We start from the raw sequence: 25,871 nt of genomic DNA, 5'->3' as shown, positions 1-25,871 counted from the left end.
GGAATTTATATTTGCAAATCGGGCTCTTCCATACAGAGATAGACATAAGTTCCGGGAAAGGCTTTTTTTAATGCCGGCGCCAAAGTTTCGTAAACCTGTTTACGAAGGGCTTTGGGATAGCGCATTTTCCCGTCGAAATCCAACAGGAATTCACCGTCCAGTATGGTATTGCTTTTAAATCTGCTTTCTATGCATTTTTTAAGTTCCCTGCTAAAGCGCAGGGTGCCGATGCTTATCCAGGCTATGCTTTCTGCGGGTACGGTGTTTTTTATCTTCTCTATTACCGAAAGATAATTCGCCCGCCAGCCTTCGTGGATAATTACGGGATCGAAGTGAAAGGCAGTCTTATAGCCGTGCGCGGCTATTTTTGCGGCGGCGGCCAGGCGTGCGTCGAGAGGGGTTGTCAGCGATTCGGCGTCGTCTATTACGTTTTGAGGATTGACGCTCCAGCCCACCACGATATTTTTGGCGGCGGGTATTTTTAAAAGATTGTCGATATTTGTGCTTTTTGTTTTAAACTCAAAATATTCTTCCCGCCCTCTGAAAAAATCAACTATGTCAAAAGAATAGTTTGTTATGTGGTCAAACAGCAGGGAATCGGTAAATTCCCCGCTGCCTATGCGGATATGGGGGAAAGGGCCTTTTCTTAAGGGCTTCTTTTCTATTTTATCCAAAAAATCTTTGATATTCGCCGGCAGTACTATGGCGTGCAGGTTTTGGTATTGCTGAAGAAAGCAATAACTGCACTCGTAGGCGCAGCCGAAACCTAAATTAACCAAATTGTATCCGCAGCAAAAGCAGTTTTTGGTGCAGGGGCAGGGTTTGACGAAATCAAAATTTTCCTTTATTATTACCAAGTTCTCTTTGCGTTTGGAATAGTTTTCGCTTCCGCAGAAAGTTTTCTTTTCCAATATTTCGGTTTTAGCTTTTGGGAAAAGTTTTAAAGCTCTTTGCGCCAAGGGAGAATTGAGGACTTCCTTCTCTATAAATATATTTTTGGGGTAAAATTCTTCTCTTTTGATTTCGGCGTCGGGCAGGGCTTGCAGGTCCAGTTTCGGAAGATAGAAATTTTCCCGTTTCGCCGTTTTAAAGGAAATAGGATATCTTAGGGCCAGCAGCTCTTTTTTTGCCTGCTCAAAATTTTTGGCGTTTATCCTTGCGGAAATATCGGCGGGGGCGGTATCGTCGCGTTTGCAAATTTCAAAAATCAGGCGCGATATTTCGCGCTGTTTGTTAAGGCCGGCTTTGGGCAGAAGCGCTTGCGCGGCGGCGCGGGCGGCTTCTTGCAGGTTAAGCATATCTTTCATTCAAAAACTCCAGTTCTTTAGGGTTAAAACTCCAATCTGCGGCGCGGGCGTTTTGCAGGGCTTGGCGCGGATTTCTCGCGCCGAACAGGGCGATGTCTACGCCCTTTTGCGCCAAAGCGTAATTCAGCGCCGCTTGTGCGGGATCTCCGTTGTATTTTTGTGCCGCTTGCGATAAAAGTTCGGCGGCTTGCCGCGCTTTTTCGAAAGCCGCGCCTTTGTAAAATTTGTAGAAAAACGATTTGACGCTGTACTTTGGCAGACAGGGTTCCTTTTTGTATTTCCCGCTTAATATTCCGCCGCCCAGTACGCCGTATGCCATAAAGGTTTTGTCGTTTTGCCCGCAGAAGGCGATTATCTCTTTGGACTGTTCGTTTTTCAAGAGCGAAAATTCGTTTTGAACAAAACTTATGTCGGTTATTTCGCAAGCCTCTTTGAGTTGAGAGAGGGAAAAGTTGCAAACTCCGCAAAGGCGGATTTTCCCTTCCCGCTTGATTTTTTCAAATTCGGACAAGGTATCGGCAAGGGGCGTGTTTCTATCGGGCCAGTGGATAAAGTAAATATCTATGTAATCGGTATCAAGTCTTTTTAGGGAGGCTTCTATTTCCGCACGTACGGCTTTTGGGGAAAGGTCAAAACGCACCGCCCTTTGTCCTGGCTGAAGGCCGCATTTCGTCGCCAAAACAACTTTATCTCTTTCGCCTTTAATAGCTTCGCCTACTATAAGTTCCGAGCGGAAATTGCCGTATATCGGCGCGGTATCTATCAAGTTTACTCCCGCGTCGAGGGCGGCATGTATCGCGCCGATACAATCGTTTTTGTCGGCGGGGCCCCAGTCTTTCCCCGCGCCCATCGCCCACGTTCCAAGCCCCAGCCTTGATATTTTCAGGCCTGATTTTTGGGTATATAACATCTACCAAATCCCTTTCTGGACCATAAAGCAGGCATTATGTACGCTTATGCCGGCCTCTTTTGCGGTTTTTGCGGAAGTTTCGTCATAAGTTCCGGGCTGGAACCATAATTCCTTGACGCCGTTTTCTGCGGCGTAAGCTGCTATCTCGGCGGTGAGTTCGGGGCGGACCACTATTATTATGGTTTGAGGCTTGCGCGGGAGGCTTGCCCAGTCTTTATATATATTATTTTGCGGGTCGGCTTCGGTTTTCGGATTGACGCAGCAGACGTCAAAGCCGGCGGCCTTTAAATCCGCGAAGATTTTATGCCAATATTTGCTTTTGTCCGAGGACGCCCCCACAACCGCTATTGAGCCTTCCCGCATAATTTTTACAGCCCCAAGTTTGCCAATCCGCCCATGGCCTGCGCGGCCATAGCCTGTGAATCTTTTACCGCTTTGTTAAAAAGCTCGGTCAAATCCTTTTCTATATCTTCTTTTGAAACTTCTTTTAAATCCTTAAGGACTTTAAGTTCCCGCACCTGCTGGGAGCCCGATATCGTCATCTCAAAATTTTTGGCCGGGCTTTCAACCTTGATTACCATTTCGTCCAAGCGTTTTTTTACCTCGGTCATTGTTTTTTTAAGTTCCATAAGTTTCTTTAAGTTGTCAAACATTTAATCTTCTCCTAAAGGGCAAATTTGTTTACTCCGCAAAAATATCAATGCGCCGTTTACTTTCCTGCCTTTAAATATAACGCGTGCGGCGTTTAGATAGGCCTCAAGCTGGGGCATGTATTTTCCCGCGGTTTCTTTCTGCCGCTCTTTATTTATCTTATCAGATTTAAACTCCGCTATAAATATGCCGCCGAACTTGTCTTCAAAAATGGCGTCTATTATTCCGCTGCCGTAAACTTCCGCCGAGCCCTCTTTCAGCGAAAAGGGCAATTCGCAGGCGAGCGTTTTCATAGAGGTTAATTTTTTAAAAGCCTCGCTTTGTTTAAAATCTTCTATAATATCTTGCGCCTCTTTAATCGCTTCGGCGTCGGCTTTAGGGTCCGCGCCTTCTATTACTGCGGCATTGTTTAAGGAGATTTCCCGCCCCAGCAAAATTTGGCAAAGCAATCTGTGGCATATTCGGCCGATGAGCATGGCTTTAGTTCTTTCTTCGCTCTCATATCCGCTTTGTGCGGCGGCGCTGGGGCGCGGAGTACGGAGGGCGGCTTTTTTGTATTCTTCACTTCTTTTAAGCCAGATTTCTTTCCATTCCGTAAGGAAAGCCGGATCGCCTTCCCCGGGGTGTACGCCGAAGCCCGGCGCGCCCGCGCCGCCTTCGCCATAGGGGATATAGGAAACTTCGCAAACGCCTTCTTGCAGTATCGGCGGCATATCTTCGCCCGGGTAACAGCCCGCCTCCAAAAGCGGTTCGGCCAAGGTTTTTGCCGCTTTTGCCGAGCCTAAAATTATAAGCCTTTCTTTAGCCCTGGTAAGCGCGACGTATAAAATGCGCCGCTCTTCCGCTTTTGCGTGTTTCTTGTTGGTCTGTTCCAGGATGGAATAGGTCAAATCCTTTATTTTGCCCAAGCGCGGCGCACCTGCGCCCGAGAGCCAATCGCTTAGATAAGAGCGTTCTTCCTTATTGCCTTTTTTGTCCTCTTTGGCTATGTCGTAAATTAGGACCACGGGGAACTGGAGCCCTTTGGATTTGTGTATGCTCATCAGTTTGACGCTGTCCAAAGAGTCTTCCGCCAAAGGCGACTCCCCTTCCTTCTCCTTTTTCTTGAAATATACTTCGATATGGCGTATAAGCTGGGGCAAGGCCAGCATTCCGTTTGAGGCGAAACCCCTGGCTATATCCATAAATTTTGATATGTTCGCGCTTGTCTGTTCGCCCGCGCCGCATAAAAGCTGCATTTGCTTAAAGCGCGTTTGGTAGAGAATATAGTTTATAAAATCTTCCAGCGGCGAGGTTTGGGCGCGGCGGCAAATTTCTTTCAGCATATCAAAGCAGGCTTTTATGTGGGGAGAGGAAACTTCGGCATATATGTTTAAGGAGCCGCTTTCGGCCAAAGCCAGGATTTCGTCGTCGCCGATAAGGCACAAGGGGCTTCTGAGCACGCCGATAAGCGCCGTTTTGTCCATCGGGTTTTGTGCCAGTTTTAACAGGTTTAAAATATCCTTTATTTCCTGGGTCTGATAGAAATTTTTGTTTTCCTCCACGCTGTAAGGAATGGCGGCCTGCTTTAGGGCATCTATCAGAAGCGAAAGCCCGGTCGCGCTGCGGTAGAGTACGGCGATGTCTTTATAAGTCATAGCGCGGCCTTCGGAAAGTTCCGTTTTGAAGGCGTTTTCGTTTATCCATTTGACGATGAGATCAGCCTGAAATCGGCGCTGCCGTTCGGAATGGATTTTTTGTCCGTTGTCGGTAATTGCCAAAATGCGCACCGGTTCGGCTTTGTAATTTTTAGTATGTTCTATGGGGACATACTTGGGCTGTATGCCGTGTTCTTCCTCTATCGCTTTTTGGCCGAATTTATTGGCGTAGGCGACTATTTCGCGCGAGCTTCTGAAATTGCTTTGCAGGAAATATTTCGCCGCGCCTTGTTTTAACAGGGTGTCTATAAAGACGTCATAGGCCGATATATCCGCGCCGCGGAAGCGGTAAATGGACTGTTTGGGATCGCCTACTATAAAAAGTTTGCCTCTCTCCAAAAGGACGTCGCGCCAGTCTTTGGCTTGGCTGTCTTGCGTTTCGCTGAGGTATAGGAATATTTCGCCCTGTTCTGGATCCGTGTCTTGGAATTCGTCAAGCAGAATACTCTGATATTCTTCTTTTAAAATCTGCCTTACGTGAAGGTGTGTTTTTACCAAATCCCTTGTTTTGAGTATCATGTCGTCAAAATCTATAAGGTTGGATTTTTTTAGCGCTTCGCGCGCCAAAGGCAGAAATTCGCTTAAAACAAGGTGCGCCTTTTTAAGAAGCTCAATGTTCTTTACCGATGCATTATTGGCCAAAGCTATTATTTCGCCCGCTTCCAGGAAGTCTTCCTCCGAGGTCCAGCCGCTGGGGCGGCGGGAAACTTTCTTGGTTTGATCCATATTGACGTCGCCGTATTCGCCGCCTTCGTGGTATGCCACGGTATTGTTTAAGACGGCAATCGCCTGCTCCAAATTCCGGTCGAAGGCGTTTCCTTTTTTACTGGTGTTTTTATATTCTTTTAAAAAATTTTCGGCGCGTTGGGCTTTTTCGCGCAGGATTTTGGCCTTTTCCCTGCTTTTCAAATCGGGGCGGTAATCGCTCAAGGGCTGTTTCAAAAGAGTAAAGGCGAAGGCTTTTATCTCCTGCAAAGTACAGGCGGAGAGTATGTCTTCCCATAAATCTGCGCGCGGGGAATGGTAATTAAGCTGTTCGTCCAAAAATGCCGTCCATACTTTATCTAGTATCGCCTCCGACGAGTTTTGCGCGTCCGCCGTAAGATCGGGCGCGGTCCCGGCTTCGGCGGGGAATCTCTTTAAAATCTTAAAGCAGAAGCCGTGTATGGTGCTTATTATTGCGCGCTCGGCCAATTCCAAATTCTTTTCTATATGTTCTTTGAGGCTTTTGTCGTCGCGTGCGATTTTATTTCTAAGTTTTAAAGTTTCCTTGCGTTTTTCCTCTTCGCCCTGTTTGGGGGGCTCGCCTTTTATCAGCAGGAGCATATCGTTCATTTTATCTAGCAGGCGCGCTTTGATTTCCGCGGCGGCCTTTTCGGTAAAAGTGAGCGCGATTATTTTGTCTATGGCTATGCCCTTATTCAAAATAAGGTAGCAGAGCCTGTCTGTCAAAAGCGTGGTTTTACCCGTGCCGGCCCCCGCCTCCACTATTACGTTGTTGGACGTTTCCGTTACGGCGGCGTCGCGCGCTTTTTGGTCCGGCGCGATAAAAAAATCGTTATTTTGGGGCATTGAAACTCCTTAGTTTAACCGCTTGCGCCGAAAGCGCCGCGCGCCTTAAACTGGGGACGTGGTCTTTGCGGCAAATATCGGCAAAGGCGCAATATTTGCAGGTATCTTCGCAGGGTGTTATTAGGAAAACACCCTCTCGCGCCAAATCCAGACGGTATTTTACAGCCCGTTCAAAAGGTTCTCTTACGGCTTCGTATTCGGAAAGGGAAAAGCTCTTTTCCGGGTTGCCCTCTTCCTCAACCGCCAAAAGCGATGCCGATTGGGCTTTGCAGCCTTGCAGATTTTTATCTTTGCTTTCGTTTATCATAAGCATATAAAGCGGCGGCTGCAAAATGCCCTTTTCAAAAATGGCTTTGAGCATGGATGAATCTTCCTTGCCGCTCTTATAGTCCACCACGCGGCAGAAAAGGGTTTCTTTGTTGATGTCTATGCGGTCGGTTTCGCCGTGCAGTTTAAGTTTGACGCCGTCAAAATCGGCTTCGGCCTCCAAGTGGTATTCAAAAAAAGAGGGCGTTAAATTATTTTGCTGGAGGACGGGCAAATCGGCCTCTATCAAGTGCCTTAAATTCTTTTTGATGTCTTTGCAAAGGTCTTTCCAGACGAGCGGATAAAGGCCGTATTCCTTATAACGTTCGGCAGTGAGGCTGGAGTTTGAAAACTCCTCAAAAATATCACCCGCCGCGCCCGTAAACAACTTATCCAGCAGTTTGTTCTTTGTTACGTAAATGTAGAACTTTTGCAAAATCTCGTGGTGCAGGGTTCCTTTCGCGTTTGCGGGTATTTTGGCGCGGTCGTATTCCGGCGGCTCGTTTGAGCGGATAATGTTTTTGAACATATAACTCGCGGGGCATAGCCATAAAGCGCGCAGATTGCTGGGCGAAAGCCCTTTGATGTTTATTTTTTCCGCCAAGGCGTTGGAGTGCCCTATCACGCCGTCATAGGCGTTTAGGCCGGGCGATTTAAAAGCTAAAAAGGGTGCCTTTTCAAGTTGGTTTTCCAACAGAGTATCGGGCAGTTCTTCCGGGTTAAAGGCCGTATAAAGCGCTTGTTTGGCGGCGGGGAATTTTAAAGCCGCGAGAGAGGCCGCCTCCTCCTGATTTAAAAGCTCAAAGGGCCATTGGGCCAGCTTCTCGCTTTCCCTGCGGCTTAAAGAAAGGTCCGGACTCTTTAGGTTTTTGCCCGCGCTTTGCGCCAAGCGGCTTAGATAGAGAGATGGTATTTTTGTCTTTCCGTCGTCGCCGCTCCTCTCAAAGATAAAAGAGCATTTTTCTGCCACGCTTGAAAGAGCCAGCGAGAACAGCAGCTTTTCCTCAAAATATCTTTCGTTTTGATTATGTATCAAAAAACCAACCTTTTGGAGTAAGGTACGGTATTCCTCTTTTAATATCGGGTCGGGCGCTGGTGTGGCGGGCAAGAGGCCCTCGTTCATGCCAAGAAATACCGCCGCTTTAAAGTGTTGGCCTCTTAAGGCCATTATGTCGGCGGCTTGTACGCCGTCGGAGTATTCGGAGGTTTTGGCGAAGGTTTCTTCTTTCATCGCCCAGAGCAATTCGTCCAGAAATTCGCCCTTTTGCGCGCGGCGCCGCACTTGCGAGAAAGAGGCCGTTTGGCGAATAATTTTCCTTATTTTTTCAAGGATATTCCGCTCGTAGTCCTCAATATCTTCACGTGTGAAGGCTTCTATAAAAGAGTTTGCCTTTTCCGCCAAGAACTCAAAATCGCCCGCTTCTTCCAAGGTGGGATAGAAGTTGGCCAAGGCTTGTATCGTTTGGGTTATTTGCGCGGCATTTGCCCTATAAAGGCGTTTTTCTTCTTCGTTTTTGCTGTTGATGTAGAGATTCGCCAGGCCCGACCATTGGGATAGTCCGCCCGTTATGCCGCTGTTTCTTATTATGTCTCGCCACTCGCGCCTGCCCTCTTTGAAATACGGCGAAGCCACCACCGCGGCTGCGTCCGCGCTGTAAAAATCGTTTCTGCCGAGATTAAGAAGATTGTATATATAGGCCGCGAAAGGGTGGCTTAAAAGCGGAAATTCAAAAGAGTAGTTTACCGGTATCTTGTTGCGTGCGAATATGGCCGGGATATCGTATTTGTATGGGTCCATTGTTCTGGCGAAAAGGGCAATCTCGCCAAAGGCGATGTGGTGCTTTTCCTTAAGCGTCAGAATTTCTTTGGCCGCGGCGTTTACCTCGTCGCGTACGCCCGAAACGCCTATAATCCTTATATCCGGATTTAGCGCTTCGTTATCGGAGGGAAGGAAGATATCGCAAGCCGCTTGACGGAAGGGGGAATTGTCCGGGGGAAGAGCCTCCTTATATTGCGCCAAAGGAAGGATAGAGCCTTCGTAAAAATTCTTGACGAATGAATAAGCGGGCGTATCTAAATATGGGAAATATACCGATACCTCAAAATCGGCCGCTATCTCTTTAAATACATTGTATTGCAGGGCGGTCAAATCGTAAAAGCCGTAAAAGATTATATATTTGAATTTTTTTAAATAGGCATTGTTTTTTACCGTGCCCGCCGCTTTTTTGAAAAAGTCTCCGTAAGAATCAAAGCCGTCTTTTCGTATTTGGCGGAGATATTGATCGTAGCAGACTATAAATTCGGAAAGTTGTTTTTTTTGTTCCTGTGAGGGAATTTCGTCCGACTCCATTAAAAGCAGCAGGTCTTTGACGGTTATTTCTGCGGCGATAAGGTCCCTAAATGCGGATTTAAACAGAGTTCTGTATCCGCGGGAAACGGGCAGGGAACTGTATTGGTTAAGTATGTCTTTAATTATAAAATCCTGCAAAGCGTTTGCCGGCAGCAGCGCATTGGCTTTATCGGGCGAATATGCATTAAGCGAGGCGGCCAAATTTTGGAAATCGGCGAAATCCACTGCGCTGATAAAACCGCTTTTGCGCGCCAATGCCTTGGAAAGCGAATTTTGCAGCCTTGCGGAAGGCAAAACGACGAGCGCTCTATCCAAAGGATTTTGCTTTTCCTTTGAGATAAAGTTTATAAAATGCTCCTCAAGAGCGCGGAAACTTCCCGTAAACAGACGCATATATAAATAATATATAATTTATGTAATGTTTTGATATTTTAGATAAAGGCGGTTACTTTTATGACGCTCGGCGAAGCGGTTTTTTTGGGTATATTGCAGGCTCTGGGAGAGTTCCTGCCGATTTCAAGTTCGGCGCATTTGGCGCTTTTTCCATTTTTTTCGGGCGGGGTTTATCAAGGGCTGACTTATGACGTCGCTCTGCATTTAGCCACTTTGATAGCCGTATGTGCCTACTTTTGGAAGGATTTGCTTAAACTTACCATTAACGGGTTGAGCAGGCCAAAAAGCGAGGAAGGCCGCCAATTTTGGTATATCGGTCTGGCTACTATACCTGCGGCTTTGGCGGGCTATTTTTTGCAGGACGCGGCGGAAAATGTTTTCCGCTCCCCTCTTATGATAGCCGTTATGCTTATGCTTTTTGCGTTGTTTTTGTTTTTGGCCGACAGGTACAATGCCAAACTTAAAAGTTATAAAACCGTTTTCCCGCTGGCGGCTATGATGCTGATAGGCTGCGCGCAGGCTTTGGCGATAATGCCGGGCGTATCGCGCTCCGGCGCCACTATTACCGCCGCTTTGCTGCTGGGTTTCAGCCGCGCCGCGGGCGCCAGAATTTCCTTTTTGTTGTCCATACCCATAATAGCGGGCGCGGCCGTACTTAAATTGAAGGATATTTCCCTTTCGGAAATAGACGGCCCGTTTATGGCGGGCTTCTTCGCGGCGATGATTTGCGGCTGGTTGGTAATAAAATTCTTGATGAAATATATCCAAAGCCACAGCTTTGACGTCTTCGTTTATTACAGGTGGATTTTGGGCATAGTGATAATAGCCCTTTATTTCCTAAAATAAGAAAAATATCTTTTTGGGCGTTTGAGCTTTGCCCTTTAATATTTCTTTAAAACAGAAACTCCCGCTTATGAACGGGAGTTTTTTTATAACAAATTATTGTGCCGAACGGCGGCGGAGAGTTGGTTTGAGAGTTTACCAGTTTCTGTGTTTCCAGTATATCGCCGTCAGCCAGACCGACATTATCGCCAAACCCATTACCATCCAGAAAGCCTGCGGGTGCTCCTGAAGCGGTATCATTACGTTCATCGAGAAAGCACTCACCACGAAAGTCGGCACCATAATCCAAATGGTAATGACGTTTAGGCGTTTCATCAGCAGGTTTAAATTGTTGTTTACGATTGAGGCTCTGGCGTCCATAAGGCCTGCTAAAATGCTGGAATAAATTTCCGCCTGCTTTTGGGATTGAGTGTTTTCAATGATGATGTCGTCAAGCATTTCGCGGCAGCGTTCGTCAAAGCCGATACGCCCGGAAAAGTTTCTCAACTTTTCAAATACAAAACCGTTTGATGTTATCGCGCTAAGATAATACACCAAGCTCTTTTCCAGACTGAAAAGGTTTATCAGATATTTATTGTCTACCGAGCCCGTCATCTTGTCCTCTATTTCTTCCGTTATCATATTGATGACGCGCAAATGTTCCAAATAGTGCGCTATGGCGTTATAGATTATTTTCAGGAAAGCGTCGTGCAGAGAAAGCACCTGATTGAACCTCTTGCCTATGAACAGCGGAATGTCTTCCGTCATTACTATTACCAACTTGTCTTTGAACAGGAACATTCCCATCGAGGCTACCTTAAACACCAGCTGCTCTTTGCCCGAATAATTGCGCGGGCGGTTTAAAATCAAGGCGGTATGATCTGGTTCCGTTTCAAGACGGGGCAGTTCTTCAGGGTCCATGGAAGATGCTAAAGTATGCTCGTCTATTCTAAGATGATCTATAAGATAACGCTGTTCGCTTGACGTAGGGTCTACGAACAGGAGTATATCGCAACTGGAGGCGGACGCCGATTCGTCTTCAGTAATTTTGCCGTTCTTGATAAGATAAGTTCTCTGCATTTTCGCCTCCTGTTCTAATTATATATTATCTATTTCCGATTTAAGATAGAGATTTGTTTCTTTCACCACTCTCTTTCTAAGCATAAAAATCATAATAAGGTTGGGTATGGACATCATGGCGGTTATCGTCACCACCAGCGCCCAGGCCAAAGACGGCGATATGAATACGCCCGAAAGCATAGATATTATCCAGAATATGCGGAAGGGTTTTACTATTTTGCTGCCGCCCAGAAACTCTATAAATTTTTCGCCGTAGTAGGCCCAGCCGATTATCGTGGTAAGAGAGAATATCGTCAAAGAAAACACCAAAAGCGGTATCCCCACATAAGGAATGGTTTGGAATGCGCTGTTGCACAAATCGCCGGCGAATTTCTCTCCGCTTTGCCAATCGCCCGCGACTATTATTACAAGGCCCGTCAAAGTGCAGATGAAGAATGTCCAAAATACCGAGGTGCTGGCTACCAAGCCCTGCCTTACGGGGTTCTTTGTTTTCGCCGCCGCCGCCACTACGGACGCACTGCCCATGCCGGCTTCGGTCGAAAGTACGCTCCTGCTAGTTCCTACATGCAAAGCCGTAAGTAAAGCCGCGCCCGAAAATCCGCCGCCTACGGCTTTAAAACCGAACGCGCTCTTTATTATCAAAGCTATTGTTGCCGGCATTTCCTGTATGTTCACTATGAATATATACAAAGCGGCAATCAAATATAAACCGCCCATTATCGGCACCAGCCATTCGCAGACCGCGGCTATGCTTTTTACTCCGCCTATAATAACTATCGCTACCAAGAGCGAAACTATCACGCCGACAAGCAACCCGTTTATGCTGTAAGCGTCACCAAGCACGTCGACAATCGCGTTTACCTGCAGAAATCCGCCGCCGCTTATCGCCATTAAAAGGCCGCATATCGCGAAGATTACTCCCATCCATTTCATTTTAAGGGCATTTTTCATTATATACATCGGCCCGCCTACGTATTCTTTGGTCTCTTTAAGGCGCACTCTGTATTTTACCGCCAAAAGACATTCGGAATATTTTGTAGCTATGCCGAATATCCCTATAAGGATCATCCAGAACACCGCGCCAGGCCCTCCTATCGCTACGGCCGTGGTCATCCCGAGAATACTGCCCGTTCCTATCGTGGCCGCCAAGGAAACCGCCAAAGCCCCGAAATTGCTTACCATACCCGCGGAATTGTCTTTTTTTACCGACAATTTCATCGCTTTAAATATATACTTCTGTATAAATTTGAGTTTAAAAGTTAGATATAAGTGCGTAGCAACGAGCAACAATATCATCGGATAAGTCCAAATAAGCTCGTTGAAATAATTTATTGCTTTTTCCAGTTCCTGCATAGGCCGACTCCGTTCCCTTTATTTTTATATAATTTTTGTATCTTTATATTTTATCATTATTGGAAGGTTTACAGTGCCGATATGCGATAAAGCAGACAAAAAAGATGCGCCCCTTTTTTCCGCCGCGGATTTTTTGGCTGCCAAAAACATCAATTTCCCTTTGCCTAAAACCCTTATTATGGCGCCTTGCGTAAATTGGGGCGGCGCATTTTCCGCTTTGAGCAGGAAAACCTATAAACTTATGTCCGATATCGAGATCATCAACGACGATTTGGCGCTTATGCACAATTTTTCTTTGGGAGCGCCCTTGTGCGTTGTTTTGGCGGAAATGGCCGCCGCTTTGGGGGCCGAGAATTTTATTTTGCTAGGCAGCGCCGGCGCCTTGAATGAAAATTTGACCTTTGGCGACCGAGTTCTGTGCCGTGGCGCTTTTTGTGACGAGGGTACCGCTCGGCATTATTTTGACGGCGAATATATCCCGGCTGACAAAATGCCCGCGCTTTGCGATTTACCCGTTAAGGCCGAAGGCGATACTTGGACTACGGACGCTCTTTTTAGGGAAACGCTTTCGGCCGTACGGCATTATGATAAAAAAGGGTGCCTTACGGTAGATATGGAAGCCTCGGCTTTGTTTGCCTTTGCCAAAGCGCGCGGCCTTAAGGCTTCGGCGGTATTTGTTATAAGCGATTTGCTTTTCGGCGAACGCTGGTTGTCGACAAACAAAAACGCGCAAACCGTGAAGGCTTTGCGCGCTTTAACCGAACAAGTTATAAGAAAGTTCCTCTAAGAGTTCACCGCTTGGGAGTTTTTAAGTATATTCCAGAACTGTTCCACCGTCTGTATGCGTTTTGACGGGTCCTCGTTTAAGGAGCGGAATATAAGCTCGTCTATTTCTTTGGGGACATAAGGCGCTATTTGAGAAGGCGGCACTATCTTCTTTGTAGTTACGTCGAACCCTTTGACGCTCCACGGCACCTGCCCCACCAAAGCCTCGTAAAGACATACGGCCAGGGAATATATATCGGACTGTTTGGAGGTAATGCCTTTTTGTTGTTCTGGCGACATATACGCCGGGGTACCCGCCACCGGGTGGGATTTGTCCTCATTGTCATCGGTAATCTTTTGCGCCACGCCGAAGTCCATTACTTTTGCCACGCCGCTGTCGGCTATCATTATATTACCGGGTTTTAAATCGCAATGTACGATATTTTGCGAATGCGCGTAGCTTAGGCCTTGGCATACCGATTCAAAAATGTTTTTGACTTCGTCAAAATCGATATAACTGTCTATGTCAAGGCGGGTTTCCAAGGTCTGTCCGTCTACGTATTCAAACACCAAATACAAGCTGTTTACCGTTTCTATAACGGTATAAATTTCCACTATACACGGGTGGTGCAACATGGCGACCATTCTCGCCTCGGACAAAAACTGCTCGCGCACGTAATCGTTCCTTAACAGTTCCGGCTTAATGCGTTTTACCGCCACCTTGCGCTTAAGGGCGTTGTCGTAAGCTTCGTAGACTTTCCCCATACCGCCTTCGCCTATCGGCCTTATAAAGTGGTATTGCTCTTTTATGTTTACTTCTTTAAGTTTCCTGCCTTTAACGTCTACCGGCCCGCCAAATACATTATAGTATCTAAGCACCACATAGAAAGCTATAACCAGCACTACGCATACGAAATAAACAAAAAACCACGGCGGCAAACGATAATCTGATAGGGACGCCCGCTTCTTTTTGGCCGGTTTTTGCGCCTCGTTTATCAAATCCTGTACGCTTTTTGCCCTTGAGGAGCGAGGATTAAGTTTTAAAGCGGTGTCTATATCTTCGGTTGCGCGCATTATGTCTTTACGTTCAAGGTAGCTGTGCGCGCGGGTGGTATAGGCCTCTACGTTTGAGGGGCTTTTTGCTATCGCTTGAGAGGCAAAATAATAGGCATTGTCAAAATCCTTGGATTCTTCATAAGCGCGTGCCATTAAAGTATATATGCGGGGGTCGTCGTAATTATTGTCCAGCAGGCTTTGGCAGGCATTCAGTACGGTGGTATAGTCGCCCGTTTCAAGCTTGCGTTCTATTTCGTTTAAAGCGTTTTCCAAAGCGGCGGCCTTTTTGATGTTTGAGCCGTCTTCTATATTCTTAAATCCGGCCGAATAACGCCCTTCCACTATTATCGGCGCGGCTTGAGCCGCAAACCCGAAAAGCGGAATAAACGCAAAAAGAACGGCCATAAGCAGTTTCGTCATATAAGATATATTAAATAAAAATAACGATAAATACAATCGTTTTTACTTTAAGATTTTATTTTGTTGCGCTTGAGGCCCTTAAATTTCTATCATATAAACTATGGAAGGGGTAATAATATCACTGGCGATATTGATTTTTTTGTCGCATTTATTTTCGGCCATGTTTGTCAAAACGCGTATGCCCGAGGTGTTGCCGCTTTTGATTTTGGGCATTATAATCGGGCCGATATTGAAAATTGTATCGCCAAGCGATTTCGGTATGGTTGACCAAGTCTTCAGCCGAGTATTGCTGATAGTGATTTTATTTGAAAGCGGGCTTGGCTTGCGCATTTCCCAAATAAGAAGCACCTGGGAGCAGAGTTCAAGGCTTACCGTAATCAGCTTCGTAATAATAATGTGTATTGTTGCGCTTTTGGCAAAAATTGCACTTGGCCTTCATTGGGCTTACGCAATAATACTTGGTTCCATTTTGGCAAATAATTCCTTTGCCATAATAATACCGCTGATATCAAAACTTAACATATCCAATAATATTAAAACCGTGCTCCTTACGGAATCGACCATGGGCGGCGTGATATCAATCGTTGTTACGATGACTTTGCTCAGTATGGCCAAAATACAGTCTTTTGATCCAAGCCTCATTATAGCCAAAATAATATATACCTTTATGGTTTCCTGTACGGTCGGCGGTGCTGCGGCTATATTTTGGACTACCGTACTTAATAAAGTGCGAAAGTTGGAAAACGGGATTTTCTTAACTTTGGCATTCGTTTTGGTGGTGTATTCCGTATGCGAGACTTTGGGCTCTGACGGCTCGATAGGGGCGTTTATCTTTGGGATAGTAGCCGGCAATATAAGGACGATCCGGAAGCTTAACGGTTTTAAATTTATCGAACGCTTTACCAAAAACGTAAAAAGCAAGGCCTTTAATGACGTGGAAAAAAGCTTCTTTAGCGAGGTGGTGTTTGTTTTGAGGACTTTTTTCTTCGTATATATCGGTATATCTATGCAGATTACCAGCATGTACTCTATGCTTTGCGGCTTATTGTTTACGATTGTCATTTTTATGGCGAGGATACCCGTCGTCAATTATGTTCTGGATAAATCCGTCAGCCGTATAGACAGCGCGGTAACTTCCGTAATGGTTCCCAAAGGTTTGGTTACGGCTGTCTTAGCCGCTTTGATTATTAAGTCCGGCGTATCGGGCGGCGCGGTCTTGCAAAATACAATCTATTCGGTGATACTGTTTAGCATTATTTTGGCTACTTTGTTCTCGTTCTTCATAGAAAAGGGCTGGTGTATGCCTGCGATAAATTTCCTTTTCAAGAGGCATCGCGACGTCTGCCCTGAAAACGCCGCTTGGGATTGCCCCGTGAAAAAGACTGAAATTATGCACCAGCAAAAGCATCTTATCGCCAAGGACAGGTAATCCCGCTCGGCTTTTGTCGGCGCCATATTTACCTATAATTTGTAAGCGAAGGAGATAAGCACGTCTTTAGTGTGGTCCCTGCGATAGGAGAAAAATATTTCTTTGTTGCAGCAGGTGCATTCGCAGGAGCAGGGCGATTTTATATCTTCCATCTTTACGCCGCATTCCTTAAGCTGGCGCACTATATCGGCGGTAAGATCCACGAACAGTTTGCCGTCCCTTTTAATTATGGAGGAAGGATCAAACTGCCCCGCCACATCCTCTTGAACCTCAAAACAACAGGCGTTTATGTGGGGGCCGATATAAGCGCAAATCTCGCAGTTTTGGCCGGCCTGTTCTTTAATGAGTTTTGCCGCTTTTTTGGGCATTTGCGCGGCTACTCCGCGCCAGCCGCAATGGCACAGACTTATAAATTTGCCTTGTTTATCCCACAGATACAGCGGTACGCAGTCGGCAGTTAAAATCATTACTCCAAATCCTTTTAAACCCAAGAGCCAGCCGTCGGCCTCATGAACTTCGGACGCGCGGTATGCGGAAAGATCCCGCTCTGTTAAAAGGGGGATTATTTTATCGCCGTGCACTTGTTTCAGCCCCAATATCTTATCTGCGGGTATATTGAGGGAAGAGAAAAATTTATCGGTGTTTTGCTTTTCTCTGCCGCTGCCGCTGTCTTTGGATGCGGTGCCGCTGATAATGCCCAGATTTATAAGTCTTTCGTCGGAAAAAATTTTCATATAAAAAACCTGCTCTCTTTAACTTTTAGCCTTTTGCCGCCGATTATATTAAGCGCCAAGCGGGAAAATCTTTCCGGCAGGTCGCTTGCGTATATCTGCGTCTTGCCTTTGCCTTTAGTTTTTAAAATACGTTTCCTTTCAAGCAAATCTTTGGCGCGTTTTGCAATTTCTTCGGCGGAATCGATAAGCATTATTTTCTTGCCTAGAAATTCCGCTATCTCGTTTTTGATTACCGGATAATGCGTGCAGCCCAAAATTACAGTATCGGCTTTGCCGCCTTTAAGAGGAGTAAGATATTTTTTTATGGCCAAGCGGGAAATATCGCTTAAAGCCAAGCCTTCCTCTATTATAGGTACGAAAAGCGGGCAGGCATATTGCGTGACGGAAATGGATTTATCCGTCCTTTTTATACTCTTGATATAAGCCTTGCTTTTTACCGTAGCCTCGGTGGCCAGCACAACTATATTTTTATTCTTCGTCGTATTTACGGCGCAGGCCGCGCCGGGTGTTATTACCCCGAGTACGGGCACTTTTATATGCCGTTTTAAAGTGGGCAAGGCAAGCGCCGATGCGGTATTGCACGCGACCAAAATCAGTTTTACTTTTTTACTTTCCAAGAATTTGGCTACATTTAGGGAATATTCCGTAACAATCTCTTTGGATTTGGAGCCGTAAGGAACATGAGCCGTATCGCCAAAATAAATAATATTTTCTTTCGGCATTAGCTTTTTTACGGCTTTTAAAATGGTAAGGCCGCCCAATCCGGAATCAAAGATACCGATGGCTTTTTCGTCTGATTTCATATAATAAAATATTATACACTATTCTAATTTTTTCGTAAAAATGCTAAAATATTGATGTAGAAATTTTTCCGGGATGGTGTAATGGTAGCACAAGCGCCTCTGGAGCGTTTAGCCTAGGTTCGAGTCCTAGTCCCGGAGTGGTTTTTATTGTGGCCTCCGATAGATCGGGGGTTTTTTATTTGGCATACATATTTGGCGTATAAATTTTATGCCTGCCGATAATTGGCTAAAAGGGTTTTGTTGTTTTCCCGTGTTTGATTATTTTTAAAAGTTTGTTGTCTGTAATATTTGCAGGCGCGTTTAATGGAAATGAAAGTGTTTTTTGGATGCGCCTGCGCGGTATTGCTCTTAAAAGGGAAAAGCCGACCGTAACGGTCTTATATAATTTTGTATAATTCTATTATTCGGGGCATGGCTCAAAGGTAGAGCGCCCGCTTTGGGAGCGGGAGGTTCCCGGTTCGAGCCCGGGTGCCCCGATTTTTCATAGGAGGCCGAGCCGATGCAACCGCTGAGCAAAAAGCAAATCGCCCTATTGCCCGTATACAACAATATCTTCCCTAAAGAGAAACTGGCGCCAAGCGCCAAATTTAAAGGTTTTTACGTAATAGCCTCAAAACCGATTAAAGGCCCGTTTGAATTTGATTCGCTAGCCTTATCTCTAAGCGTGCGTTTTGAGGAAGGATCCGCCGCTTTGGCGGAGGCGGCGGTAAAAACGGAAGACGGTTGGAGCGGCCTGTATAAATTATTTTATGTAAGTCCTAATTACAAAAAAACTTTCAAAGAGCAGAGCGACGCCTTCGCTAAAGTTGAGTGCGACACTCTAATACCCAAAAAGCCCGCTTTGGCTTTTAAGTATCAAATAACAGTACTGGGCCGAGCGAAGATAGATTTCCTTGCCGCGGCATTTACGCGCGCCAAAGCCGCTTATGATGATTCTCTTGGGTTGGAAACTTTGGATCTTAGGGATTTTGAAATACCTTTAAAGCCGGTCAGCCAAATGCTTTACGCGGATAAGAAACTGCGCCGCCGCATTTGTTCGCCGGCTTGTCTTAAAATGGTTTTGGCCCATTACGGCAAAGATTTGCCGCTTGAGGAAATATTAAAAGGCGTATATGACGAAGGCGCCGAAATTTATGGCAGTTGGCCGCTTAATACCGCCTTTGCCGCGCAGCTTGGCCTTGCGGCGGCGGTTGTAAGGTGCAGTTCTTTGGCGCAGGCCGAAGGTGAGCTTTATAAAGGGCGGCCTTTGATAGTTTCCATAGCTTATAAAGATGGCGCCTTAAAAAATGCGGCTGTTAAAAAGAGCGAGGGGCACTTGGTGGTAATTTGCGGTTTTGACGCGGAGGGTAATGTAATTGTTATGGATCCCGCCGCCTCCAAAGAGCAAAATGTGCGGCGGGTATACGACAGGAAACAATTTGCCGCGGCTTGGCTCAAAAACAAAAAAGGAATAGCTTACGCGATAGGTGAATAAATGAAAAGAAACAATATAATTTTTACGGCAGCGCTTTGCCTTGCGGCCATATTTGGCTGTGCGCCCAAGCAGGAAACAAACAATCTTACTGTGGCGATTATTGGGGAGGCGGAATCTTTCGATCCCGTCTTTTCTTACGACGGCTTTACGCACGGTGTTTTGCTTAATATTTACGATACTTTAATAAAATTTAAAGGTTCTTCCCTTACGGAGTTTGAACCTCTGATAGCGCAAGAAGTGCCTTCCGTTGAGAACGGCCTTATATCCCAAGACGGCAAAACTTATACCTTTAATATAAGAAAAGACATAAAATTCCACGACGGCACCCCGCTTACCGCGCAGGACGTGGAATATTCCTTAAAACGGTTTTTGATATCCGATGCCGTCAGCGGCCCCTCAACACTGCTTTTGGAGCCTATTTTGGGCATAACTTCCACCCGCGACAATAAAGGAAATATAATACTCGATTACCAAGACGTGGAAAACGCTATAAAAAGCGACGGCGATAAAGTAATAATAACTTTAAAAAGGCCGTTTGCGCCGCTGCTTTCAATACTTGCCCGATGGTCTTATATAATAAGTAAAGACTGGGCGATAAGCCACGGCGAGTGGGACGGCACGGCGGGAACTTGGCGGCAATACAATAACCGCGGCAAGAACGAGTCTTATCTTTTCGATAAAGCCAACGGCAGCGGGCCTTTTATGCTTGAGCGCTGGGACAATGCCGCCAAGAGGATATATTTAAGGGCGAACAAGGATTATATATTGGGCGCGCCGAAACTTGAAACTATCCAGCTTATAACCGTACCAGAGCAAAGCACCATGCGCCTTATGCTGGAATCTGGCGACGTGGACATAGCGGAAATCGCGCCTACTTTTACCGATCAGATCGCCTCCAACCCGGATTTGGTGGTGCAAGACAGGCTCCCGCGCCTTAAGACCGATCCGGTCATCTTTTTTACTTTTGACATCAATACGGAAGCCAACCCCGATATAGGCAGCGGCAAGCTGGACGGTGCGGGTATACCGGCGGACTTTTTTAAAGATATAAATATAAGGAAAGCGTTTTCCTACGCTTTTGATTATGATGCTTTTGCGGAAGAGTCTATGGGCGGTAAAGCTCCGCGCGCGTGCGGGCCGGTGCCGCCTGGCTTGGCCTCTTACGATAAAGACGCGCCTTGTTATGAGTTCGATTTGAAAAAAGCGGAAGAATATTTTAAAAAAGCTTATGACGGGCAAGTGTGGGATAAAGGGTTTTCCTTTACTTTGACTTACAATACCGGCTCTCAAATGAGGCAAACCTCGGCCGAGATATTAAAACGCAATATAGAAAAATTAAATCCTAAGTTTAATATAGAGCTGCGTGGCGTGCCTTGGGCTTCGTTTTTGGAAAAGACTCAAGCCTCCAAAATGCCTTTGTGGGTGCGCGGCTGGATAGCCGATTACCCCGACGAACATAATTTTGTATTTCCGTTCCTGCATTCTAAAGGGCGTTATGCGGTGGCGCAGTCCTTCGGCAATGCCGACTTGGACGCTATGATAGACAAGGCAGTGCGTTCCACCGATAAGAGCGAGAGAATAAAACTATACCGCCAAATCCAGCGGGTAAGCTATGATACCGCAGCGCAGATTTATACTATCCATTCGCCCGGAGTGTGGGTATTCAGAAAGGACGTAAAGGGCTTTTTGGATAATCCCGTGTTTATGGGTATATATTTCTATCCGATTTATAAAGAGAAGGATAGTATTTAAATAAAAATTATGGCCGAAATATCGATATTAAAATAAAAATAATGCTAAAAATTTTACAAGCCTCGATATTTTTGTTATAATATTCCTGTTGCGCCCTTAGCTCAGTTGGTTAGAGCAATCCGCTCATAACGGATGGGTCGCAGGTTCAAGTCCTGCAGGGCGCATTTGAATTTGTTTAATAAACCCCGTTTTTTCGGGGTTTTTTTATAGAGGCAGATATGGAAAATAAAGAGCGGGAAGTAAATCAGGAACAAAAAACAACGGGTTTGGACGATATTATAAAGAACAAATATCGTGAAGCGGGCGAATTGAAAGCAAGCGGAATAAATCCCTATCCCGCGCATGTTGAGGTAAAAAACACCTGTCTGCAAGCAAAAGAAGCGGCGGAAGGAACGGAAGTAACTACCGCGGGCCGCTTAGTGCAGCTTAGGCTTATGGGCAAAGCGGCTTTTGCGCATATCAGGGACGTAAGCGCGAAAGTGCAGATATACGTCCAGCGCGATTTACTGGGCGATGATGCTTACGCCTTCTTTAAAAAACATATAGCGGTGGGCGATTTCGTGTTGGTAAAAGGGCATATGTTCATTACCAAAACCGGCGAGAAAACGATAAAAGCCGATAAAGTGGATTTGATATCTAAAGCCATCAGGCCCATGCCGGAAAAATTCCACGGCATACAGGATACGGAAGTGCGCTTCCGCAACCGCCATTTGGACCTTATCGCCAATGAAGACGTCAAAGATATTTTTATCAAACGCGCCAAGATTATATCCTCTATCCGCAAAACTTTGGACGAGAAGGGGTATCTGGAAGTCGAAACCCCTACCTTGACGCCCAGTGCCGGCGGCGCGATAGCCAAACCGTTTGAGACTTACCACAATGCTTTAAAAATGCCGCTGTTTATGAGGATAGCTTTGGAACTTTACCATAAACGTCTTATAATCGGCGGACTTGATAAAATTTACGAAATCGGCAAAATGTTCCGCAACGAGGGTATAGATACCACCCATAACCCGGAATTTACCATGATGGAACTTTATCAGGCTTACGGTGACGTAAACACCATGGCCGATTTGTTTGAGGAAATTATCGGCAATGCTGCCAAAGCGATAGGTGCGGAAAAGGTGACCTACCGCGGCAAGGAAATCAATTTGAAGCCGCCCTTTAAAAGGGTGTATATCCCGCAGGCGTGGCAGGAAACTTTCGGCGAAGATATCCACGAGATTTTAAACGGCCGCGAATTTAACCGCGAAAAACTTATCGCCTTAGCCAAAAAGAGCGGAGTATCCTTTAAGGAGGACGAACCTTCCGACAAAATCTATGATGTACTGTTTGAGGAGAAAATCGTCAGCAAATATAACGACCCTGTATTTATGATGGATTATCCTACGGCGGTGAGCCCGTTCTCCAAGAATAAACCGGGCGACCCCGAGATAGTGGAACGTTTTGAGGCTTTCGTCGCGGGCGGGCAGGAAATCGCCAATGCTTACAGCGAGATTAACGACCCTGCCGATCAGTATCAGCGTCTTAAAGACCAAGCCGAGGCAAAGGCCAAAGATAAACAAAACGAGGACGCCGACATTGTGGATATAGACTATATAAAGGCTATGGAATCGGGTATGCCCCCGACCGGCGGAATGGGTATTGGTATTGACCGCATAACGATGATGCTTACGGGGCAGGATTCGATAAGGGAGATAATATTGTTCCCGACCTTAAAGGCGGTGGACAAATAACTTTTCCGTTTGATTGAGAGCAATATTTAAGTATGAAAAACCCGCTAAAAAGCGGGTTTTTTATTTTATGTGTTAATTATTTTGATATAGTTATATTACTCGGTTTTAAAAATAAGGGGGATTTTATATGGGTAAAGTTTTTTCTTTCGATTTGGGCAGCGGCAGTATAGGCGAGTGTGTAAGGGAAAAGGAAAATGTTTTGCATTTGCAAAGCCTTTTGATAGACAGCAAGTTCGCTTCTCTTGAAGAAATAAGAAAACAGCGCAGGGCTTATAGGACGCGTCTTTCGCACAAAGCGCGGGAAGCTTGGTGGATAAAAATAGCAATAGAGGCGGGCTTGGATATCCCCGGCGATAATATCCGCAAAGACAAATACGGCAATTATGTATTTGATTGCGGTCCTGATATGCTTAGGGAGTTCCCTCAAAAAGGCGATGAAACTATCTACAATTCCGCCTTGCTGAGGATTATGCTTGTTCAAGGCAAAAAACTTGCCGGGTGGCAGATTTTTAAGGCGGTATGGTCATCGTTCCAGCACCGTGGTTACGACGCTAATGTAGAGTGGGGCAAAGGGGATAAGGACGAAGAAGATATAAAAGCCTCCAAACTCTATATTGAAGAAATTACAAAAAGCCTTCCCCAAGAATATTGCCTGCCTTGTTATTATGAAGCCTTCAAAATGGGGTTATGGGATTATAAAGACAATAAATTTAATTTAAGACTTTCTTCCTGCCCCGGAAATGCCCGCAATAAAGAGGGACGCGGGCAAATCGTTGCTCCTAGGGAAATGGTGGAAAAAGAACTTCGCCTGCTTTTGGAAAATGCGAGGAAGTTCTATCCCAATCTTCCAAATACGGATTATATTTTATACGGTTCTAACGCTAAGCCTTATGCCGCAGTCAAAGATCCTTCAAAAAGGAAATATGAAACTGAAGGAATACTTGGGCAAAAAACGCCCCGCTTTGACAATAGAATTATATCCAAATGCTGTTTAATACCGAGGCTTAATGTTTGCAAATCGGAAACACCGTTGAGCAAAGAAGTCAGGCTTTTAATGGCTTTAAAGAATTTTAGATTTATCAAAGGCGACGAAATAGGCTCTTTTGATTTTGAGGAAGTAAAAGAGCTTTTTGACGAGCATAAAAGCAAATTGTTTGACGGCTCTTCTCACGCCAATTTCGTAGATAAAGGCGCAATAAAAAAATATCTTAATGCCAAAGGCTATTTAATGCTTGAGGGGCACGAAAAAATACCCGCTCCCAAAGATAGCGGGCGCAGCCGCTTTTGCCGCCCCGCTTTAAGAATATTGAAAGAGCTGATACTTTCCGGCAAGAATCCGCACGATTTTTATTTGGAACTTACGGAGAATATCAGCAACAGCGATATAAACAAAGGCCTCGTGAAGGAGGACTATAATTTCCTACTCAAAATGCCCAACGACTGGTACAAAATCCATATCCTTGATGAAAGAGAAGAAAATAAAAATTTAACCAAAGAACAGCGTATGGAAAAGATAGATAATATTTTATCTTCCATAACCAATGCTATTGTTCGCAGCCGCTTAACTCTTTTGCTGGGGCGGCTTAAAACTTTGAGCGAAAGATACGGAGCCCCAGACTATTGCATACTTGAAATCGGCCGGGACGAGTTTATCGGTGAGGAAGAAAAACGCCTTCTTGAGAAAGTAAACCAAGAGAATTTTAAAAACAATCTCGAGGCCTATGACGAGTGTATAAAATATGGTTTAAGCGTTTCGCGCGAAAGCGGCAATTTGGAGAAAATGAAACTTTTCAGATTGCAAAAAGGGATTGATATATACAATGTCTTTGACGAGAACAGAACCATAATCCCGCAGGAGCTTGACGCCTATGACGTGGACCATATCGTGCCTATATCGCGCGGAGGGGCAGACAGTTTTGTAAACAAGGTGCTTACCTCTAGGGAGTTAAACCAAAATAGGAAAGGCAATAAAACGCCATACGAGTGGCTTTTTGCCGACCGCGCTTTATGGGCGGAATATCAGGAGAATTTAAAAAAGGCGGGGATTACTTCTTCCCTTAAATTGGATTTACTGACCTCCGATAAAGCAGTGGAGCTGGAAAAGAAAAGAAATGACCTCCAAGCCACCAGATACATAGAAAAACTGGCGCAAAAAATAATAAGCCTCTACTTCGGCTGGGGGGAGCAAACGTCAGGCGATTTAAGAAAAATGTATGTCTGTACTGGCGGACTCACTGCCAAAATCCGCGCTCAGCACAATCTTAATCGTTTGTTGCACCAAGATTTGAACAAAGAGGAATATCAAAAACTATATTTAAGCGGCAAACTTGACGAGAAGAACCGCGCCAATAAACGCCACCACGCTTTGGACGCCCTGGTAATATCCTTAGCGCGGGAAGTTAAATATAATGAAAAAGGCAAAATAGTATTGCCGGATTTTGCCCAAAAACCGCCCTTTTATTCCGAAGCGTTGGATAAAGTTTTTCCGATAGAGCTCAAGAGCAAGCCTCCTCTCCTTAGGGAAACTGTGTATGCCTTACGGGCCCGCCAAGAGGGGAAAGAAGTTAAATATTATATGACAACTCGTTTTAATACTTCGCTGGCGGACCAATTTAAGAAACTTGCCGACGCTAAAAAGAACGTTAAAAATATTTTTGATTTGTCAGTAAAGAAAGAGTTTGAAGAAAAGCTCAATTCTTCTCCGTCGCAGGAAGAGTGGGAATCTTTCCTGCGCGATTTCAGAGTGGCGGGTAATACTCCGGTATATAAAATATCTATGACAGCTTCCAGAGCCTTTAAAAAGTCGGAAGTGTTAAATGAGGACGGCACTTACAAAAAAGCCATAGGCGAGTATAGGGCTATGGGCAAGATGCCGGGGCAGTATTTTATGCCTAAAGAGGGTAATTTGGGGCAGATAATCTACAATAACGGCAAAAAATGGGTTGTGGAACAGGTGTATCCCTTTGATAGTTTAAGCGCCAAACTTAAGGACGGCAAGGCAAAATACGGCAAAGTAATATTTTGGAGTACCGGTATTACATTATTCCTTCCCAATGGAACCGAAGATGCCAGAAAAGTGATTAAAACTGAAGATAAAAAAAACAAAAGAATACCCTGCGCTATAAAATCCGGCAAATATAAACTTAATACTATTTCCGGAGATGTCACTATAACGGCACTTTCTTCCGGGGTAAAATATGCAGTTTCATTAAAATGTCTGTTGGAGGATTGCAAAGCCTACAAAGAAAGGGGGTAAATATT

General features: G+C 45.4%; 18 protein-coding genes and 3 tRNA genes. 10 read left to right on the top strand and 11 right to left on the bottom strand.

Annotated features, from left to right (window positions below; translation table 11 throughout):
- Window positions 1-5: 5 nt before the first annotated feature.
- The 6 genes from ACQY3M_RS04680 to ACQY3M_RS04655 are packed head-to-tail and all read right to left on the bottom strand — an operon-like array spanning window position 6 to window position 9,186.
- Entirely contained in the window at window positions 6-1,307 is a 1,302-nt protein-coding gene (locus tag ACQY3M_RS04680) for an SPL family radical SAM protein (RefSeq protein WP_428066372.1), read from the bottom strand.
- Entirely contained in the window at window positions 1,291-2,217 is a 927-nt protein-coding gene (locus ACQY3M_RS04675) for an aldo/keto reductase (RefSeq protein WP_428066371.1), read from the bottom strand. Before ACQY3M_RS04675 ends, ACQY3M_RS04680 begins: the two co-directional genes overlap by 17 nt.
- Window positions 2,218-2,580, bottom strand: coding sequence for a CoA-binding protein (locus ACQY3M_RS04670; protein ID WP_428066370.1), 363 nt, complete (start codon window positions 2,578-2,580; stop codon window positions 2,218-2,220).
- Window positions 2,581-2,585: 5 nt separating this feature from the next.
- Window positions 2,586-2,870, bottom strand: coding sequence for a YbaB/EbfC family nucleoid-associated protein (locus tag ACQY3M_RS04665; protein ID WP_428066369.1), 285 nt, complete (start codon window positions 2,868-2,870; stop codon window positions 2,586-2,588).
- Window positions 2,871-6,137, bottom strand: coding sequence for a UvrD-helicase domain-containing protein (locus ACQY3M_RS04660; protein WP_428066368.1), 3,267 nt, complete (start codon window positions 6,135-6,137; stop codon window positions 2,871-2,873).
- A complete protein-coding gene (locus ACQY3M_RS04655) occupies window positions 6,124-9,186 on the bottom strand; it encodes a PD-(D/E)XK nuclease family protein (protein WP_428066366.1) in 3,063 nt (1,020 codons plus the stop codon). The genes ACQY3M_RS04660 and ACQY3M_RS04655 overlap by 14 nt, the downstream gene beginning before the upstream one ends.
- Window positions 9,187-9,246: 60 nt before the next feature.
- Between ACQY3M_RS04655 and ACQY3M_RS04650 the strand changes: the two genes are divergently transcribed.
- On the top strand, window positions 9,247-10,032 hold the full coding sequence (locus tag ACQY3M_RS04650) for an undecaprenyl-diphosphate phosphatase (RefSeq protein WP_428066365.1): 786 nt from the start codon (window positions 9,247-9,249) through the stop codon (window positions 10,030-10,032).
- Window positions 10,033-10,164: 132 nt separating this feature from the next.
- Here the strand turns inward: ACQY3M_RS04650 and ACQY3M_RS04645 are convergent, their stop codons facing one another.
- A complete protein-coding gene (locus ACQY3M_RS04645; RefSeq protein ID WP_428066364.1) occupies window positions 10,165-11,088 on the bottom strand; it encodes a magnesium transporter CorA family protein in 924 nt (307 codons plus the stop codon).
- 18 nt (window positions 11,089-11,106) lie between these two features.
- Window positions 11,107-12,441 carry an alanine/glycine:cation symporter family protein gene (locus tag ACQY3M_RS04640; protein WP_428066362.1) on the bottom strand — a complete coding sequence of 445 codons (1,335 nt, stop codon included), beginning with the start codon at window positions 12,439-12,441 and terminating at the stop codon, window positions 11,107-11,109.
- Window positions 12,442-12,514: 73 nt separating this feature from the next.
- Here ACQY3M_RS04640 and ACQY3M_RS04635 point away from each other — a divergent pair, with 73 nt between their 5' ends.
- Window positions 12,515-13,228, top strand: coding sequence for a nucleoside phosphorylase (locus ACQY3M_RS04635; protein ID WP_428066360.1), 714 nt, complete (start codon window positions 12,515-12,517; stop codon window positions 13,226-13,228).
- Here ACQY3M_RS04635 and ACQY3M_RS04630 read toward each other — a convergent pair.
- On the bottom strand, window positions 13,225-14,682 hold the full coding sequence (locus ACQY3M_RS04630) for a protein kinase domain-containing protein (protein ID WP_428066358.1): 1,458 nt from the start codon (window positions 14,680-14,682) through the stop codon (window positions 13,225-13,227). The genes ACQY3M_RS04635 and ACQY3M_RS04630 overlap by 4 nt on opposite strands.
- A 100-nt stretch (window positions 14,683-14,782) precedes the next feature.
- Here ACQY3M_RS04630 and ACQY3M_RS04625 point away from each other — a divergent pair, with 100 nt between their 5' ends.
- Window positions 14,783-16,111, top strand: a complete 1,329-nt coding sequence (locus tag ACQY3M_RS04625; protein ID WP_428066356.1) for a cation:proton antiporter — start codon at window positions 14,783-14,785, stop codon at window positions 16,109-16,111.
- Window positions 16,112-16,143: 32 nt separating this feature from the next.
- On the opposite strand, the gene ACQY3M_RS04620 is transcribed toward ACQY3M_RS04625, so the two are convergent.
- Both ACQY3M_RS04620 and murI read right to left on the bottom strand, forming a co-directional pair.
- Window positions 16,144-16,845 carry a polyphenol oxidase family protein gene (locus ACQY3M_RS04620; protein WP_428066354.1) on the bottom strand — a complete coding sequence of 234 codons (702 nt, stop codon included), beginning with the start codon at window positions 16,843-16,845 and terminating at the stop codon, window positions 16,144-16,146.
- On the bottom strand, window positions 16,842-17,648 hold the full coding sequence (gene murI / locus ACQY3M_RS04615) for a glutamate racemase (RefSeq protein WP_428066352.1): 807 nt from the start codon (window positions 17,646-17,648) through the stop codon (window positions 16,842-16,844). Before murI ends, ACQY3M_RS04620 begins: the two co-directional genes overlap by 4 nt.
- A 67-nt stretch (window positions 17,649-17,715) precedes the next feature.
- On the opposite strand from murI, the gene ACQY3M_RS04610 reads away from it, so the two are divergent.
- The 7 genes from ACQY3M_RS04610 (at window position 17,716) to cas9d (ending at window position 25,866) form a co-directional block, all read left to right on the top strand.
- A tRNA-Gln gene (locus ACQY3M_RS04610) sits at window positions 17,716-17,786 on the top strand.
- A gap of 267 nt (window positions 17,787-18,053) precedes the next feature.
- Window positions 18,054-18,125 (top strand) — tRNA-Pro (locus ACQY3M_RS04605).
- Window positions 18,126-18,147: 22 nt separating this feature from the next.
- Window positions 18,148-19,122 carry a C39 family peptidase gene (locus tag ACQY3M_RS04600; protein WP_428066351.1) on the top strand — a complete coding sequence of 325 codons (975 nt, stop codon included), beginning with the start codon at window positions 18,148-18,150 and terminating at the stop codon, window positions 19,120-19,122.
- Entirely contained in the window at window positions 19,123-20,874 is a 1,752-nt protein-coding gene (locus ACQY3M_RS04595; protein WP_428066350.1) for an ABC transporter substrate-binding protein, read from the top strand.
- A 90-nt stretch (window positions 20,875-20,964) separates the two neighbouring features.
- Window positions 20,965-21,038, top strand: a tRNA-Ile gene (locus ACQY3M_RS04590).
- A 54-nt stretch (window positions 21,039-21,092) separates the two neighbouring features.
- Window positions 21,093-22,610, top strand: a complete 1,518-nt coding sequence (lysS, locus tag ACQY3M_RS04585; protein WP_428066349.1) for a lysine--tRNA ligase — start codon at window positions 21,093-21,095, stop codon at window positions 22,608-22,610.
- Window positions 22,611-22,737: 127 nt separating this feature from the next.
- Entirely contained in the window at window positions 22,738-25,866 is a 3,129-nt protein-coding gene (gene cas9d, locus ACQY3M_RS04580) for a type II CRISPR RNA-guided endonuclease Cas9d (protein WP_428066348.1), read from the top strand.
- The last annotated feature ends 5 nt before the right edge of the window (window positions 25,867-25,871 follow it).

The sequence above is a fragment of the Candidatus Proelusimicrobium volucris genome, assembly GCF_959605025.1.
Classification (GTDB): domain Bacteria; phylum Elusimicrobiota; class Elusimicrobia; order Elusimicrobiales; family Elusimicrobiaceae; genus Proelusimicrobium; species Proelusimicrobium volucris.
Note: the sequence above shows the minus strand (reverse complement) of the source record. Positions and strands in the feature narration are given on the sequence as shown.